Annotated in this window: 15 protein-coding genes; 6 read left to right on the top strand and 9 right to left on the bottom strand. The window is 28.3% G+C overall.

Translation table 11 applies throughout. The annotated features are described in order from the left end of the window. Positions 1-63: 63 nt before the first annotated feature. The gene (locus ABJG40_RS05745) at positions 64-2,448 is read left to right on the top strand and encodes a GAF domain-containing protein (protein ID WP_348023618.1); all 2,385 of its coding nucleotides are present in this window, start codon (positions 64-66) and stop codon (positions 2,446-2,448) included. Positions 2,449-2,453: 5 nt separating this feature from the next. Here ABJG40_RS05745 and ABJG40_RS05750 read toward each other — a convergent pair whose 3' ends face one another. Then, entirely contained in the window at positions 2,454-3,659 is a 1,206-nt protein-coding gene (locus tag ABJG40_RS05750) for a Pycsar system effector family protein (RefSeq protein WP_348023619.1), read from the bottom strand. A gap of 190 nt (positions 3,660-3,849) precedes the next feature. Here ABJG40_RS05750 and msrB point away from each other — a divergent pair, with 190 nt between their 5' ends. The 5 genes from msrB (at position 3,850) to dusB (ending at position 8,610) form a co-directional block, all read left to right on the top strand. Beyond that, positions 3,850-4,311, top strand: coding sequence for a peptide-methionine (R)-S-oxide reductase MsrB (gene msrB / locus ABJG40_RS05755; protein WP_348023620.1), 462 nt, complete (start codon positions 3,850-3,852; stop codon positions 4,309-4,311). Beyond that, entirely contained in the window at positions 4,304-4,840 is a 537-nt protein-coding gene (gene msrA / locus ABJG40_RS05760; RefSeq protein ID WP_348023621.1) for a peptide-methionine (S)-S-oxide reductase MsrA, read from the top strand. Before msrB ends, msrA begins: the two co-directional genes overlap by 8 nt. Further along, complete coding sequence (locus ABJG40_RS05765) at positions 4,837-6,393, top strand: protein adenylyltransferase SelO (RefSeq protein ID WP_348023622.1); 1,557 nt, start codon at positions 4,837-4,839, stop codon at positions 6,391-6,393. Before msrA ends, ABJG40_RS05765 begins: the two co-directional genes overlap by 4 nt. Before the next feature lie 13 nt (positions 6,394-6,406). Then, entirely contained in the window at positions 6,407-7,351 is a 945-nt protein-coding gene (locus ABJG40_RS05770; RefSeq protein ID WP_348023623.1) for an aldo/keto reductase, read from the top strand. A gap of 257 nt (positions 7,352-7,608) precedes the next feature. Continuing rightward, the gene (gene dusB / locus ABJG40_RS05775) at positions 7,609-8,610 is read left to right on the top strand and encodes a tRNA dihydrouridine synthase DusB (RefSeq protein ID WP_348023624.1); all 1,002 of its coding nucleotides are present in this window, start codon (positions 7,609-7,611) and stop codon (positions 8,608-8,610) included. A 2-nt stretch (positions 8,611-8,612) separates the two neighbouring features. Here dusB and ABJG40_RS05780 read toward each other — a convergent pair whose 3' ends face one another. The 8 genes from ABJG40_RS05780 to ABJG40_RS05815 all read right to left on the bottom strand — a co-directional run bounded on the left by ABJG40_RS05780 (position 8,613) and on the right by ABJG40_RS05815 (position 16,500). Beyond that, positions 8,613-9,815, bottom strand: a complete 1,203-nt coding sequence (locus tag ABJG40_RS05780; protein ID WP_348023625.1) for an ABC transporter permease — start codon at positions 9,813-9,815, stop codon at positions 8,613-8,615. A 15-nt stretch (positions 9,816-9,830) separates the two neighbouring features. Continuing rightward, positions 9,831-10,226 carry a 30S ribosome-binding factor RbfA gene (gene rbfA, locus ABJG40_RS05785; RefSeq protein ID WP_348023626.1) on the bottom strand — a complete coding sequence of 132 codons (396 nt, stop codon included), beginning with the start codon at positions 10,224-10,226 and terminating at the stop codon, positions 9,831-9,833. Between the two features lie 20 nt (positions 10,227-10,246). Beyond that, positions 10,247-10,891, bottom strand: a complete 645-nt coding sequence (locus ABJG40_RS05790) for a response regulator transcription factor (protein ID WP_348023627.1) — start codon at positions 10,889-10,891, stop codon at positions 10,247-10,249. Continuing rightward, complete coding sequence (locus tag ABJG40_RS05795; RefSeq protein WP_348023628.1) at positions 10,888-11,640, bottom strand: ATP-binding protein; 753 nt, start codon at positions 11,638-11,640, stop codon at positions 10,888-10,890. The genes ABJG40_RS05790 and ABJG40_RS05795 overlap by 4 nt, the downstream gene beginning before the upstream one ends. Before the next feature lie 607 nt (positions 11,641-12,247). Next, positions 12,248-12,814: a hypothetical protein gene (locus tag ABJG40_RS05800; protein ID WP_348023629.1), complete on the bottom strand. Its 567-nt coding sequence runs from the start codon at positions 12,812-12,814 to the stop codon at positions 12,248-12,250. Between the two features lie 325 nt (positions 12,815-13,139). Then, complete coding sequence (locus ABJG40_RS05805; protein ID WP_348023630.1) at positions 13,140-13,433, bottom strand: F0F1 ATP synthase subunit epsilon; 294 nt, start codon at positions 13,431-13,433, stop codon at positions 13,140-13,142. A gap of 23 nt (positions 13,434-13,456) precedes the next feature. Beyond that, positions 13,457-14,965 carry a F0F1 ATP synthase subunit beta gene (gene atpD, locus ABJG40_RS05810; RefSeq protein ID WP_348023631.1) on the bottom strand — a complete coding sequence of 503 codons (1,509 nt, stop codon included), beginning with the start codon at positions 14,963-14,965 and terminating at the stop codon, positions 13,457-13,459. A gap of 176 nt (positions 14,966-15,141) precedes the next feature. Next, positions 15,142-16,500 (bottom strand): OmpA family protein, encoded by a 1,359-nt coding sequence (locus ABJG40_RS05815; protein ID WP_348023632.1) that lies wholly within the window; start codon positions 16,498-16,500, stop codon positions 15,142-15,144. Between the last annotated feature and the right edge of the window lie 39 nt (positions 16,501-16,539).

Genomic DNA, 16,539 nt, shown 5'->3' on the forward strand with positions numbered 1-16,539 from the left:
TTGTTACTTTAATACGTCTAAATGTATAGTAATATTGTACAACCTTTTTACTACTAATAAGACATGAAAATTATAGAATCTAATTCAGTTTCAGAAGTTGAGTTACCACTTCAACTAAAAATTTCTTTTAAGAAAGTTTTTGTTTTATTTGAAAAGTATGCCAAAAAGGAATTTAAAAATCATCCTTTTCATAGTGCTTCATTAAAAATGATTAAGTTGTTTGAAAAACATCCAGAATTAAATGATGGTTTTTCAGATTATTCGCTATTACAAACATATAAAGAGCAAATAAATCTATTATTAAATCCTTTATTTCCTGAATCTTTATTATTAAACGAAATTAAGGCGGCAAGTATTCCTTTCTCTTTTACTTCATTTAAATTTACAGATAGGTTTCAAAACATACTAAATAATGCAGGAGAAGATTACGAATTAAAAGTGCGTAATTTCGAAGATGACACAATGTATGTAATGGCATGTACATTTATTTTAGCATTTATATATGGGCAAAAAATAGATTTAAAAAGGCCTTTTTACTTCGATATTCCAGATAAAACAACTGGAACAATGAAATCTTATAGAGTAGCTTTTAACGCAGATTTTTCTGAAGTTTATGCAACAAAAAATGCTCCTTTACTAAATGATAACGACTTTAAAGAACTACTCAATAATTTCGAAAACATAGATCTTTGGAAAGAGAAATTTCCTCCAAACAGTTATATTTTTAAAGGCTTTGGTCTTGTTAGTTTATTTGATGTAACTTCAGAAGAAATGCTTTCTTCTATTAAAGCAAACTTATTAGAAGGAGGTGAAAATCTAATTCCTAAACTTCAAAGTAATTTAAGAGATTTTTACAGTATAAAAGATCTAAAACTAGGTTTTTCTTTTTTTGATAATATTAACGCAAAAGTTTGTGAAACTAAAACAAATAAGCCAGATAGCTTAATTTTAAATGATGCTGAAATTAGTTGTAATTCAGGTTATTTTTGCAATGGTATTATGCAAAAAATATTTTTAGAACATAAAACATTTATAATTTCTGATGTTGAAGAATATGGAAAAAAAACAAATTATAATGGGTTTTATAAAAATCTTCATAAATCTAATATACAAAGTATTATATTAATACCAATAAAAGCATCTAAAACAGGAGATTTAGCTTTATTAGAATTAGCTTCACCAAGAGCATACGAACTAAACTCTATAACTATTAACAAGTTAAAAGATATTATTCCTGTTTTTAAAGCTGCTGTTAAAAGATTTTCAGAAGAACATCAAAACGTATTAGAAGCAACCATACAAGAAAATTACACCTCAATACACAACTCTGTAAAATGGCGTTTTTATGAAGCTGCAGAAAAATACTATACAGAGTCTCAAAATAAAGACAATGCAAAATTAGATGAAATTGTATTTAATGATGTTTATCCTTTATTTGGTCAAAGTGATATAAAAGGATCTTCTAACGCAAGAAACTTAGCCATTAAAGAAGATTTAACCACTCAACTCTCTTTAGCTATTTCTGTTTTAAAAGATGCTTGCAAAACAGAAAAACTCCCTATTTACAATGAGTTAATGTTTAGGGTTTCTTCTTATTTAAAAGATGTTAAAAAGGGTTTAAATGCCGGAGATGAAGTAACTATTTTAGACTTTTTAAATAGAGAAATCTATCCTGTTTTTAATCATATAAAAGACATCAATTCAGAACTTTCAGAAAAAGTTAGTATCTATATGAATCGTTTAGATATAAATTTAAATGTGGTTTATGAAAAAAGGAAAGAATATGAAAAAAGTGTAACTCTTTTAAATGATAAACTAGCTAATTTTTTAGATAGTAAACAGAAACAAGCGCAAGACATGTTTCCTCATTATTTTGAAAGATATAAAACTGACGGAGTAGAATACAATATGTACATAGGTAAGTCTATTACAAAAGAAAAAACATTTGATAGTTTATACTTATACAATCTTAGATTGTGGCAACTACAAACAACATGTGAAATGGAAAACCTTGCATTTTACGAACGTAAGAACATGAAATATGATTTACGTGTTGCCTCATTAATTCTTGTTCACAGCAATGCTATGGCAATAAAATTTAGAATGGACGAAAAGCAATTTGATGTTGATGGAGCTTATAATATTAGATACGAAATCATAAAAAAACGTATTGACAAGGCAAATATAAAAGGAACTAAAGAACGTTTAACAGTTCCTGGTAAAATTGCAATTGTTTATTCTCAAGATAAAGATGCTTTAGAATATATAAAGTATATTAATTACTTACAATCAAAAAATCAACTTGGAAAAATTGAATTCTTAGAACTAGAAGATTTACAAGGTGTTACTGGCTTAAAAGCATTAAGAACTGAAGTAATTTATCAGAAAGATTTTGATGAAAATAAAACTATCACTTTTAATGATTTAATTAAAGAAATTGAAGCTTAAGATTATTAAAAACCTTTTATTTCTTGCATTTTAAATGATATCGCAAAAGCCAAAACACTTATAATAATACCTATCATAAAAACAGTATACGTTAGTCTAAGAATTTTATATTTTCTATTTAAAACTAATCCTAAAAAGTACAAATCTTTAGTTAAAGAACCGTATAAATAATCCTTGTCTTTCATCATAGATGTAATGCCCCATTCAAAATCTGGTAATTTCATTTGATGAAAGTTTCCAAAAAATAATAAATTTACTTTTTTGTTAGCAACATCTTCTTTCGTAAACTCTCCTTGTGTAACATTTGGTCTGGTTGCTAAAATAGAAAGTATAATAGAAGCAACAGTAAAAATGATAAAAATAACTGTAGGTAAAATTAAATAACTATTAGAAGGATTATCTAATTTTGGTAACAAATTAGACAATGCCAAAGAAACTATAATAGCATTTACAGACAACAAAATATTGGCTTTAGTATCTGCTATATTACTTAAAGTCATATGGTTTTTTAACGCAATTCTAAACATGGTTTCAACACCACGTTCTGGTACATTTCCTTTTTCTTTTTTTAGTTCTATAGATTCTTGCTTCTGATTAAATTTTTTAATTTCATCCTTTAATGCTCTCTGAGCTTTAAATAATTTAGATAAATTTTTCTCTTTACTTTTAGTCCATTTTTTTAATGCATATACTGTATTAAACCTATGCTCTTCTGTAAAAAATTTAATATTATTAGCAATCCATTCTGCTTCAGATAAACTTTTAAAACCAGTTAATTCCCATTCTTTTCTTAATAACGAAGTATAATCTTCAAAATTTTTAGATGCTAAATGAGCACAATCTGCATCAATAATAATTTTTTCAAGATTGCTTTTGGGTTGATGATTCATTTTAGTTGCTAAAATTAGATTCGAAATAACTTCAATTCTATTTTCAGAAACTTTATGATTCTTTAAAAATTCTGTAGCAATTTTAACACTTTCTTCCTCATGATTTTCTACTGTTTTAATAAACCCTGTATCATGAAACCAAGCAGCAATTTCTAAATTCTCTGCAGCTGTTTTATCAATTTCTAAATTTTCAATAAGTTCTTTAACACTATCAACAACTCTTTGTGTATGCGCCAAATTATGGTATACATATTTTCTCTCTAAATTAATATTTAAAAGATTAAACACATACTTTTCTATTTCAACAATTAATTTGCTCATTGTAAAATTATTTTATTAAAGAATAAGAAGAAATTATAATATCATTCAATAACTTGCTCATATTCGTCGTAAATTTAAGAATTGCTTTCAAACTTTACAAGTTAAGTGTAATTTGTAAAGTAACGAGTGTTTTTACGTCTAAAAATACTGCTAGCATACAATACTAATTTAGAAAAGAAAATAATAAAATATGCTTACTTGGAAAGAAGTAATCAACTTCTCAATAAAAGGAAACCCAACTCCAGATAAAAGAGTTGAAAAATCCGAAAAAGAATGGCAAGGGCTTTTAACTGAAGAGCAATTTAGAATTACAAGACAAAAAGGTACAGAAAGACCACATACTGGTGCTTTATGCAGTATTTATGATGAAGGACAATACAACTGTATCTGCTGCAACACCCCTTTATTTGATTCTACAATTAAGTTTGATTCTAGTTCTGGTTGGCCAAGTTTTACACAACCAATTACAGAAAATTCCATAAAATATCATAAAGATATTTCTTTTGGGATGATTAGAGTTGAAGTAATGTGCAATACTTGCGATGCACATTTAGGTCATGTTTTTCCTGATGGGCCAGCACCTAGCGGATTGCGTTATTGTATCAATTCAGAGTCTATGCAATTAGAAAAAGGAACATCTAAAAATGACTAAAAATTTACAATTAGCAACTATAGGTGGTGGTTGTTTTTGGTGTACAGAAGCTGTATTCCAAGAAATAAAAGGAGTAGAAAAAGTTGTGTCTGGTTATGCTGGTGGTAATGCTCCAGGAAAACCTACATATAGAGAAATTTGTTCAGGATTAACAGGGCATGCAGAAGTAATTCAAATCACTTTTGATGTAAATATCATTTCGTTTGAAGACATATTAGTCATTTTTATGACAACACATGATCCTACAACTTTAAACAGACAAGGTGCAGATAGAGGAACCCAATACAGATCAGTAATTTATTATCATAATAATCATCAAAAGAAGATTTCTGAAGAAGTTTTGAAACAAATCCAACCTTATTATAATGATAAAATCGTTACAGAAATTAGTCCTTTACCTATTTTTTATGAAGCTGAAAATGAGCATCAAAATTACTATAGAGAAAACACCCAACAAGGGTATTGTAGTTTTGTAATTGCACCAAAATTATCTAAATTGAGAAAATTACATTCTGATAAATTAGCATGAAACTAAACATAAAAAACACTTTTACTTCTGAATTACCTGCAGACACAGTTATAGAAAACTCACGTAGACAAGTTACTGAAGCTGTATTTTCTTATGTTCATCCGAAGAAAACAAACCATCCAAAAGTAATTCATGTTTCGCAAGAAATGAGTTCTGAATTGGGTATTTCTGAAAAAGAAACTCAATCAGAATTCTTTAAAAATATTGTTACTGGAAATGAAATTTATCCAGACACCAAACCTTTTGCAATGTGTTATGGCGGACATCAATTTGGCAATTGGGCAGGACAATTAGGTGATGGAAGAGCTATTAATTTATTTGAAATTGATCATCAAAATAAAAACTGGAAAGTACAATTAAAAGGTGCAGGCGAAACTCCATTTTCTAGAACTGCAGATGGTTTAGCGGTTTTACGTTCTTCTATTAGAGAATATTTATGTGCGGAAGCCATGTTTCATTTAAACATTGCCACTACAAGATCTTTATCGTTAAGTTTATCTGGTGATGCTGTTTTACGAGATGTTTTATATGATGGAAATCCGGCTTATGAAAAAGGTGCTATTGTTGCCAGAGTTTCACCTTCTTTTTTACGTTTTGGTAATTTTGAAATTTTTACAGCAAGAAAAGACGTAGAAAATTTAAAAAAACTGGTAAACTATACCATAAAACATCATTTTGCTCATTTAGGAAAACCATCCAAAGAAACTTATATCAACTTTTTTAAAGAGGTTTCTGAGCGTACTTTAAAAATGATTATTGATTGGCAACGAGTAGGTTTTGTACATGGAGTGATGAACACAGACAACATGTCTATTTTAGGTTTAACCATAGATTACGGACCTTACGGATGGCTAGAAGGTTTTGATTTTGGGTGGACACCAAACACAACCGACAGACAACACAAACGCTACAGATATGGGAATCAGCCAAATATTGGTTTGTGGAATTTGTATCAACTTGCAAATGCTTTGTATCCTATCATTGAAGAAGTGGAACCTTTAAATGCAATTTTAGAGCAATATAAAACTGATTTTGAAATAAAATCTTTACAGATGATGAAATCGAAATTAGGATTATTTACTTCTGATGAAGATGATGTAAAACTGATTCAAAGTTTAGAAGACAATTTACAGTTAGTAGAAACTGATATGACAATTTTCTTTAGAAATTTAAGTGATTTTAGTGATGAAAAATCAGGTTTACAATTGATAAAAGAATCATTTTACGACTTCGAAAATATTTCTGATCAAGTAAAAAACAATTGGAATTTGTGGTTCAAAAAATATGATAAAAGACTTCAAATTGAAAGAGTTTCATCCGAAGAAAGAAAAGAAAAAATGAATGTTGTAAATCCCAAATATGTTTTACGTAATTATATGTCACAAATGGCAATTGATGAAGCAAATAAAGGTAATTACACTTTAATAGACGAGTTATTTCAACTCTTAAAAAAACCATATTCTGAACAACCAGAAAACGGAAAATGGTTTGCAAAAAGACCAGAATGGGCAAGAAACAAAGTAGGTTGTTCAATGTTATCTTGTAGCTCTTAAAAAATAAAAAAACATGAAATTAGGATTAGGAACGGCTGCTTTAGGAAGACCACAATATATAAATGTTCGTCAAGAAACTTGTGACAACTCCAACTTAACTGAATTTAGAAAACAAAGTTTTTTGGTTTTAGAAAATGCTTATAATTCAGGAATTCGTTATTTTGATACTGCTCCAGGTTATGGATTGGCAGAAGAATTAGTATTAGAATGGTTACAAACCAAAAACGATAATTCTATTATAGTTGCCACAAAATGGGGTTATACATATACTGCAAATTTTGATGCAAATGCAAAAGTGCATGAAGTAAAAGAACATAGTTTATCTAAATTAAATGAACAGTGGAATTTTTCTAAACAATTACTACCTTATTTAAAAGTGTATCAAATTCATTCTGCAACTTTAGAAACTGGAGTTTTAGAAAACAAGGCAGTTTTAGAGCAATTATACTTTTTAAAAAGAGAACACAATTTAAAAATTGGATTAACAACAACTGGTATTAATCAAGTTGAAGTAATTAAAAAAGCATTAGATCTTTACATTGATGGGGAGCAAGTTTTTGATTTATTTCAAGTGACTTATAACTTTTTAGATCAAAGTTTATCAGAAATTTCTGAAGAATTACAAAGTCAAAATAAATCAATTGTTATAAAAGAAGCTTTAGCAAATGGACGCATTTTTAGAAATAAAAAGTATCCTCATTATTATGACATGTATACTATTTTAGAAAGTATCGCTAAAAAACACAAAGTTGGTGTAGATGCAATTTCTTTGAAGTATTGTGAGCAGACTATAGCAAATAGCATTGTTTTAAGTGGCGCAAGTACTTCTAAACAACTAGAAGAAAACTTAAAAATAAATTCATTTACTCTTACTAATTCAGAAATTGAGTTACTAAATTCTTTTAGCATTTCTCCAGAATTTTACTGGTCAGAAAGAAAAAAATTACAATGGAATTAGTTATTTAAAGGTCAGTAGTTAGTTACCTAAATATCAACTCTATTTGCCAACGTTTTTTGTACTGAAATTGCTATATTTGACAGGATGGATAAAGAGAAGATTGTTAATTTAACTTTGAAAGATATCAAAAAAAATCTAAAAAAGATCAACATATATTAGTATAATAAATTAATGAATATTCTACTTTTTTAATACTAATAACTCATCTATTTTACATCGAACTCACGTTAATTAAAATAATATCCTAAATTTGCCTCATGATTAAAATTGGCAATATAGAATTACCTGACTTTCCTTTATTATTAGCTCCTATGGAAGACGTTTCTGACCCTCCTTTTAGAGCTTTATGCAAAGAAAACGGAGCAGATGTAGTATATACAGAATTTATTTCTTCAGAAGGATTGATTCGTGATGCTGCAAAAAGCGTAATGAAATTAGACATCTATGAAAAAGAACGCCCTGTAGGAATTCAGATTTTTGGAGCCAATTTAGAGTCGATGTTAAAAACAGTTGAAATTGTAGAAAAATCAAATCCTGATATTATTGACATTAACTTTGGTTGTCCTGTAAAAAAAGTTGTTTCTAAAGGTGCTGGAGCAGGAATTTTAAAAGACATCGATTTAATGGTTTCTCTTACAGAAGCTATGGTAAAACACACAAACTTACCAGTAACTGTAAAAACACGTTTAGGTTGGGATCATGATTCTATTAGAATTGTAGAAGTTGCAGAACGTTTACAAGATGTGGGTTGTGCTGCAATTTCTATTCATGGTAGAACACGTGCACAAATGTATAAAGGAGAAGCAGATTGGAAACCAATTGCTGATGTAAAAAATAACCAAAGAATGCATATTCCTGTCTTTGGAAATGGAGATGTAACATCACCAGAAAAAGCAATGGAAATGAGAGATTCTTATGGTTTAGATGGTTGTATGATTGGTAGAGCTGCTATTGGTTATCCTTGGTTTTTTAATGAAGTAAAACACTATTTTAAAACAGGGAAACATTTAGTTAAGCCAACCATTGCTCAACGTGTAGAAATGGCTAGAAGACATTTACAAATGTCTATTGATTGGAAAGGACCAGTTTTAGGAGTTTTTGAAACTAGAAGACATTATACTAACTACTTTAAAGGAATTCCGCATTTTAAAGAATATAGAATGAAAATGGTTACTTCTGATGATGCAAAAGATGTTTTTGCTGCTTTTGATGAAGTGGAAACTAAATTTGGAAATGCAATTATTCCTGATTTTGAATAATTTTACTTTTCTATAAATTCTCTAGAAATTCTACTACTTGCAATTTTTGAAGCTATAAAACCTAAAATTATAATTGTTGCAATAACTATTAAAAGATTAGAAAATTTAAATTCTACTGGATATGGTAAATTTTGAGTAATCATAAACAATCCAAATTTTTGTTGAATTAAGACTAATATAAGACCAAGAAATAAACCTATAGACATCCCTAAAACTGTTAACAAAAATCCTTGTAAAACAAAAACTCTTTTAATATCTTTTACTGTTGCTCCTAAGCTAAATAGTGTTTTTAAGTTTTCTTTTTTATCGATAATCATCATTATAATTGCACCAATTACATTAAACAAAGCAATGATTACTATTAATGTAAAAATTAAGTAGGATACAAAGTTTTCTGTATTAATTACTTTATAAAAAACTTCATTTAATTGTTGTTTTGTTTGCACTTTAAATTGATCTCCTAACTGAGCTTGAATTTCATCACGAAAAAGGTCAGCATCAATATTTTCATTTAACTTAATTTCAATTCCTGTAATTTGATTTTCTTTAAATTTTAATAATTGCATTGCATCTTTTAAAGACACAAATACAAATTTACTTTCAAATTCTTCGGTACCAGAATACAAACCAACAATTTGTACATCTAATGTATGAAAAGCATTTATTGGATTTATGAATCCTGTTCCTGGTTTAGGTACCAAAATACTTAATGGTTCTCCAAAATTATGAATCCCTAATGAAAGTTTTCTTGAAATTCCATTACCAATAACTGCCGTTTTAGGTTGGTCTTTAAATAACCAATTACCCATATTAATTACTGAATCTATATTGGTAATAGATGTATAATTTTCTTCTACTCCTTTTATGTAAGCAATTTCGTTTTTATCACTATACTCTAAGAAAACGCGTTCTTCTACAATTTTAGAAATTGCTTTAACTGAAGTGTTATTTTCTAAAATATTATTTACATCTGAAGTATATAAAAAAGATTTTCCTTTTGTTGTGGTAATTTTAATATCTGGGTCTGAAACATCTAATAAACTATAACTAAAAGTACGTAAACCCGAAAAACCAGATAGAATTATAAAAAGAGCTAAAGAACCAACAATAACTCCAAACGAAGCAATGATTGTAATAATGTTAATGGCATTATTACTGGTTTTAGAAAATAAATATCTTTTGGCTATGTATAAAGGAAAATTCAAATGATAATTATGAATTTATTTCTTTAGACGTCTAGGTAAAACATCTGGGTTTTTTATTGGGTTTTCATCTTCACCTTTTAAAGACTTGTCTATTTCTTCAATATAATCTAAAGTATCATCTCCATAAAATAACAATTCTGGCATTCTACGTAATTGATGTTTTGTTCTTGAAGCCATTTCATGACGAATTAATGGAGTATTAGATTTAACACCATTTATAATTTCATCTCTTTTATCAGATGGAAAAACACTTAAATAAACTTTAGCAACTCCTAAATCTGAAGTTACATGAACCTTAGAAACAGAAATAATAACACCTTTCATACCTTCTTGAGCTGCTTTTTGTAAAACATCAACTAAATCTTTTTGTAATACTCCAGCTATTTTACGTTGTCTATTCGTTTCTTCCATGTTGCAAATTTACACTTTTTTTATGGAGTGTAAATTTTATTTTTAATAGCATACATAACTAAACCTACTCTATTTTTCACATCTAATTTGCTAAATAATACATCTCTATAACCATCTATAGTTTTAGGACTCAAACACATTTTATCAGCAATTTCTTTATAGGTTAGTTCAGAACATGCAAGTTTTATAAATGTAGTCTGTCTTTCATTTAATTTAACTTCCTCTTTTCCTTTACCAGAAAGAGATTTCATTAACAAATTCGTAACACTTTTAGTATGATAAAAGCCATTTTCTACAATTTCTATAAGTGCTTTTTCTAAAATTGATTTTTCAGTATCTTTTAACAGATAGCCAATAGCACCAACTTTTAACATTTTTAAAACTGTTGAATCATCATCTTCTACAGAAAGTGCCATTACATTTACATTCTGATAATTATTTGATATCCATTCTGTAGTTTCAATTCCGTTCATTATTGGCATCTTAATATCCATTAGAACAACATCTGGAATAAATTTAGCAGAAGAAGAAAATTTATCAATTAATTCTTGCCCATTTTTACACGTATATAATACTTTAAATTTTTCAAAAGTATTTACCATAGCTGCAATTGCTTGAGAAAGCAGTGTATGATCATCTACTATTACAACTGAATATTTTATCATAATTTATATACTAATTTTAATACTGTACCTTCATTTTTTTCTGATGTAAAAACTGCTGAAGCACCTATTAATTTTGCTCTATTTTTAATGTTTTCTATACCAATACCATTAGGTTTAATATCTGATGTTAAAAAACCAATCCCATCATCTTTTGCTTCAATTAATAATTCATCTTCCTTAAAATTTAATAGAACCCATAAATTAGAAGCCTTAGAATGTTTTATTGTATTTGAAAAGAACTCTTGCAAAATTCTAAACATTATTATACTAGATTTTTTATCAACTATTTGTTCTGTTCCAGAAACAATTAAGGTTGAATTAATAAAGTTTAACCTATTAAACCTATCAATTTCTAACTGAACAGCATCTTTTAAATTGATGTTTTTAATTGCTTCAGGGTTTATCAATTTTGATAAAGCTCTTACTTCTGTTAATCCTTTTGAAATTGTTTGAGAAACATATTGTAAATTGTTTGCATTAGCACTTTGCAATTGAATTTTTGCTAAAGTTAAGAGTTGCCCTATATTATCATGCAACTCCCAACTAATATTTCTAAGAGTTTCTTCTCTAATTTCTATTTGAGTTTCGGCAATTTCACGTTCAAACCTTTTTTTTGCTTCTTCTTGTTCTTTTAACAATGTGTTTTTTCGCTTTTGAAAAACAACAAATAAAATAATAACAGCACCTACCATTAATACAATTAATAAAGAAGTAATTAAAAATATTTTTATTGTACTGGTTTGCACCATAAGAATCCGATTGAATAACAAAAATATAAAACAAAATTTAAGCTCAGTAAAACACTCATATAAACAATACTATATGAAAATAATTCATTTGTATAAACCATAAAAGGTATCATACCAATGTTAAAAAGCATCAAACCAGTTACTATCCAAAAACGTAAATTATGATAAACATTTAATACATTATCACTCTTTAATAATTGTGAAAAATAAAAAAAAGACAAAATTAAAATAATTACAGCTCCAACAATGAAAGTAGTAAAAAAATAAAAATTATAATCAGAATAGATTAAATCCTTTAAGGATACTATAATAAAAATTCCGCTTAAAAACTTGATAATATTTTTCTGTTTAATACTCTTTATAATATTAAAATACCAATAAAAATAAAATATAAAACTTAAAATTAGATAGATATTATAAACAGGAGTAATTACTTTATGAAAATAATTATTTGAAACATATCCAACAATTTCAATTAACACAACCACCCAAAGAAAATATAAAAAATATTTTTCATACGTATTTTTGTATTTATAAAAATTAATTAGAGCCAATAAAGCAGTAATTATCTCAAATAAAATTATAATTGCAGATATATATTTAGACATTAATTATTTAAATTATTTGGCGGTGGTGTTCCACTTCCAAAATTTAAACCATCTATTCCATCAATAACTTTATCATGATGCCAAAAATAAAAATTTTTAGCATTGCTTTCTTCTTCATTAGGTTGATGAGTTGGCAAAAAGAAAACTGTAGAAAAACCAGGTGTTTTAACTCGAGGATCGTTATCATTGGTTGAGTATGCTCCCAAATACACCCTTAAACCTAAACCTTTTAACCCTTTCTTATTTGCTTCTTTTTCAACATAAGCAATGTATTGCTTTAATGTATTTAAATCAAAAGTAACATCTCTTACATCTTCAATAAATTTATCTTCTTTAACAAGTGTTTGTTTCTGTTTAAAATGATTTATGCTATTTAAATGTTTATTTAGAATAGTTGCTCTTGTATCTATATATTCTTTTTGTAATTGGGCAGCTCTTTTATAAGTTATTGTTGCATTTTTTAGTTTCTCCACATTAATTTTTTCATCATCCTGTTTTTGATTACAAGAAGAAAAAACTAGTAAAAAAGATAAAAAATAAAATAAATTTTTAGTATAAAATTTCATTAGATTAGTTTTAGTAAATTTATTCTCAATATACAATTAATAATAATTACATAATAAACAAACTAAAAAATAATTCATATCTATTTAATAATAAACACTTTAAAATATAATTTTATATTATTAAGGGTGTTTTTCCCTTTCAATATTACAGGGTTTTTACCTTAGTAAAAAACAATAAAAAAACTAATTTTTGTAAACAATATATAAAAGAATATATATTAAGGGGAAATTGCTAAAAACATCAATTTAAAAAGATGTTTCCGAAAACTAAAAAGCCTCAAAGTAAATTACTTTGAGGCTTTTTTATTTTTTAATTTCAGAAAGATTAATCCGCTAAAATAATTGCTTTATTATCATTTAATTCTAATGTTCCAGAATTAATAAGTAGTGTTAAAATTTTATCATCTGCAGAGTCAGGAACTAACTTTCCACTTAAATCATCTAATTCTAAATTAGTTTGATTATGTATATGAATTTTAATTGTTCCTTCTCTTAAATTAGATACAACAGGTGCATGATTATTTAGCATTTGAAACTCACCATTAACACCAGGCACTGACATTGAATCAATTTCCGACGAAAATAAAATAGCTTCTGGTGTTACAATTTCTAAATACATATTTCTTTTAATTTAATATATTATTATGCTTCTGCTAACATTTTTTCACCAGCATCAATTGCATCTTGAATTGATCCTCTTAAGTTAAATGCTGCTTCAGGGTATTTATCTAATTCACCGTCCATAATCATATTAAATCCTTTAATAGTGTCTTTAATATCAACTAAAACTCCTGGTATACCTGTAAATTGTTCAGCTACATGGAATGGTTGAGATAAGAAACGTTGAACACGTCTTGCTCTGTGAACTACTAATTTATCTTCTTCAGACAATTCTTCCATACCTAAAATTGCAATAATGTCTTGTAATTCTTTATAACGTTGTAAAATTTCTTTTACTTTTTGGGCACAGTCATAATGTTCATCACCTAAAACTTCTGCAGATAAAATTCTTGAAGTAGAATCTAATGGATCTACTGCTGGATAAATACCTAACTCTGCAATTTTACGAGATAATACTGTAGTTGCATCTAAATGCGCAAAGGTTGTTGCTGGTGCTGGATCTGTTAAATCATCTGCAGGCACATATACTGCTTGTACTGATGTAATAGAACCTTTTTTAGTTGAAGTAATACGTTCTTGCATTGCCCCCATTTCTGTAGCCAATGTTGGTTGGTAACCTACTGCAGATGGCATACGTCCTAATAATGCAGAAACCTCAGAACCTGCTTGTGTAAATCTAAAGATATTATCTACAAAGAAAAGTACATCTTTACCTTGTGCTTCTCCTGCTCCATCTCTAAAATACTCTGCAATTGTTAAACCTGATAACGCAACACGTGCACGTGCTCCAGGTGGTTCATTCATTTGTCCAAAAACAAAAGTAGCTTTTGAGTCTTTCATGCCTGGTTTATCAACTTTAGATAAATCCCATCCACCTTCTTCCATCGAATGCATAAAGTCATCACCATATTTAATAATTCCTGACTCTAACATTTCACGAAGTAAATCATTTCCTTCACGAGTTCTCTCTCCAACTCCTGCAAAAACTGATAAACCACCATGTCCTTTTGCAATATTGTTAATTAACTCTTGAATTAAAACTGTTTTACCTACTCCTGCTCCTCCAAATAACCCAATTTTACCTCCTTTTGCATAAGGTTCAATTAAATCAATTACTTTAATTCCTGTAAATAAAACTTCTGTAGATACAGATAAGTCTTCAAATTTAGGTGCAGCTCTGTGAATTGGTAAACCATCTTTACCTTCTTTTTTCAAATCTCCTAAACCATCAATTGCATCTCCTGTTACATTAAATAAACGACCATAAATATCGTTACCAATTGGCATTTGAATAGGATTACCTGTAGCAATTACTTCTGTACCTCTACTTAATCCATCAGTTGCATCCATTGATATAGTTCTAACTGTATCTTCACCAATATGTTGTTGTACTTCTAAAACTAATATAGAACCATCAGCTTTTTTTATTTCTAAAGAATCGTAGATCTTAGGAAGTTCGTTTTCTGTATTGAATTCAACATCAATTACTGGTCCAATAATTTGTGAAACTTTACCTGTTATTGTAGACATTATGTATCTAATTAAAGTTATTATTATTTCTTATGAGACTTCACGCTCATTTTCAGGAGGCAAAGGTAATTTTTTTGAATGGAAATAAAAAAGATTTTTCACTTAAAAAAACATTTATAAACATAAAAAAGCCTCATCTAAATGATGAGGCTTTTGAATATTATTAAAAAAGAAACTTAGTTAGTTACTTTAATCTCAACTCTTCTGTTATTAGCTCTTCCTGCTCTAGTTTTGTTAGAATCAACTGGAGTTGACTCACCAAATCCTTTTGCTTCTAATCTACTTGCATCAACTCCTTTTTTAACTAAGTACTTTTTAACAGCATTAGCTCTTTTTTCAGAGATACTTTGATTAGTTGCAGTTCCACCAACACTATCTGTATGACCTCCAATAGCGAAAGTTGCTTTTGGAAATTTATTCATTACTTCAACAATAGCATTTAATTGTTTAGTAACTCCAGGCTTGAAAGAAGATCTACCTGTATTAAATAAGATAGACTTCGCTGTAAAGGCAATTGCTTCAACAGCTTCTTCAGAAATCACTTTTTCTGGACAACCTCCTTCAGAAGCAACACCTGCAACAGTTGGACATTTATCATCTTTATCTAAAACACCATCTCCATCAGTATCTGGCCAAGGACAACCTGCATTTGCAGCTGGTCCAGCAACAGTTGCACATTTATCATGTTTATCTACAACTCCATCTCCATCAGAATCAGGACAACCTTTATTAGCTTTAGTTCCTTTAGAATTAGGACACATATCATCTTTATCTGCAACTCCATCTCCATCAGAATCAGGACAACCATTCATAGCTGCTAAACCTGCAACATTTGGACAAGCATCATCAGAATCTTTTACTCCATCTCCATCAGCATCAGGACAACCATTAAATTCTTTTAATCCAGCAACTTCAGGACAAGCATCATCTTTGTCGTATACTCCATCTCCATCAGTATCTTTTCCTCCAAATTTAATTACTAAACCTAAAGAAGTTTGGTAATGAGATTTAATATTATCTGAAAAACCTACTTTTGTACCTGTTTGAAAGTTTAAACCTAAGTTTTCATTAAACCAAGTATTAAAACCAGCACCTACATGTGCCATTCCTTCACCTCTTGAATCAACAGAAACATAACTACCTCCTAAATATACAAAAGGATCAAACCATTGAGAAGTATCTCCAATTAAATTATTTAAGTCATACTTAGCAATTGCATCTAAAGACCAGTATAAAAAATCAGAATCATCTAATGCTGCATAATTTTCTATTTTATTAATAGACCCAGCTAATTGAACAGAAATACCTTTATCGATATATTTCTCTGCAGAAATTCTAGAAATAGATGGTAAAATATTCCAATCTTTATTTCCTATTAAATCTTTTAGTTGATCTACAAAATCATTACCACCATAAAAGTCTACTACGTTTACACCAAAACCAACAGCCCATGGGTTGTTTTCATCTTGTGCGTTTACGTTACCAATTGTTACCAACGTAAACAAAGCTATCACAGCTAATTTTAATCGTTTCATTATCAAATTTTTAAATTAAAAGTTCGTTATTATTATACG

It is taken from the genome of Polaribacter sp., from assembly GCF_039939415.1.
Taxonomy (GTDB): Bacteria; Bacteroidota; Bacteroidia; order Flavobacteriales; family Flavobacteriaceae; genus Polaribacter.

What these genes read in the sequence shown, in the direction of transcription:
- ABJG40_RS05745 (WP_348023618.1), top strand. Translation starts at nt 64, where the DNA reads ATGAAAATTATAGAATCTAATTCAGTTTCAGAAGTTGAGTTACCACTT.
- ABJG40_RS05750 (WP_348023619.1), bottom strand. Translation starts at nt 3,659, where the DNA reads ATGAGCAAATTAATTGTTGAAATAGAAAAGTATGTGTTTAATCTTTTA.
- msrB (WP_348023620.1), top strand. Translation starts at nt 3,850, where the DNA reads ATGCTTACTTGGAAAGAAGTAATCAACTTCTCAATAAAAGGAAACCCA.
- msrA (WP_348023621.1), top strand. Translation starts at nt 4,304, where the DNA reads ATGACTAAAAATTTACAATTAGCAACTATAGGTGGTGGTTGTTTTTGG.
- ABJG40_RS05765 (WP_348023622.1), top strand. Translation starts at nt 4,837, where the DNA reads ATGAAACTAAACATAAAAAACACTTTTACTTCTGAATTACCTGCAGAC.
- ABJG40_RS05770 (WP_348023623.1), top strand. Translation starts at nt 6,407, where the DNA reads ATGAAATTAGGATTAGGAACGGCTGCTTTAGGAAGACCACAATATATA.
- dusB (WP_348023624.1), top strand. Translation starts at nt 7,609, where the DNA reads ATGATTAAAATTGGCAATATAGAATTACCTGACTTTCCTTTATTATTA.
- rbfA (WP_348023626.1), bottom strand. Translation starts at nt 10,226, where the DNA reads ATGGAAGAAACGAATAGACAACGTAAAATAGCTGGAGTATTACAAAAA.
- ABJG40_RS05790 (WP_348023627.1), bottom strand. Translation starts at nt 10,891, where the DNA reads ATGATAAAATATTCAGTTGTAATAGTAGATGATCATACACTGCTTTCT.
- ABJG40_RS05795 (WP_348023628.1), bottom strand. Translation starts at nt 11,640, where the DNA reads ATGGTGCAAACCAGTACAATAAAAATATTTTTAATTACTTCTTTATTA.
- ABJG40_RS05800 (WP_348023629.1), bottom strand. Translation starts at nt 12,814, where the DNA reads ATGAAATTTTATACTAAAAATTTATTTTATTTTTTATCTTTTTTACTA.
- ABJG40_RS05805 (WP_348023630.1), bottom strand. Translation starts at nt 13,433, where the DNA reads ATGTATTTAGAAATTGTAACACCAGAAGCTATTTTATTTTCGTCGGAA.
- atpD (WP_348023631.1), bottom strand. Translation starts at nt 14,965, where the DNA reads ATGTCTACAATAACAGGTAAAGTTTCACAAATTATTGGACCAGTAATT.
- ABJG40_RS05815 (WP_348023632.1), bottom strand. Translation starts at nt 16,500, where the DNA reads ATGAAACGATTAAAATTAGCTGTGATAGCTTTGTTTACGTTGGTAACA.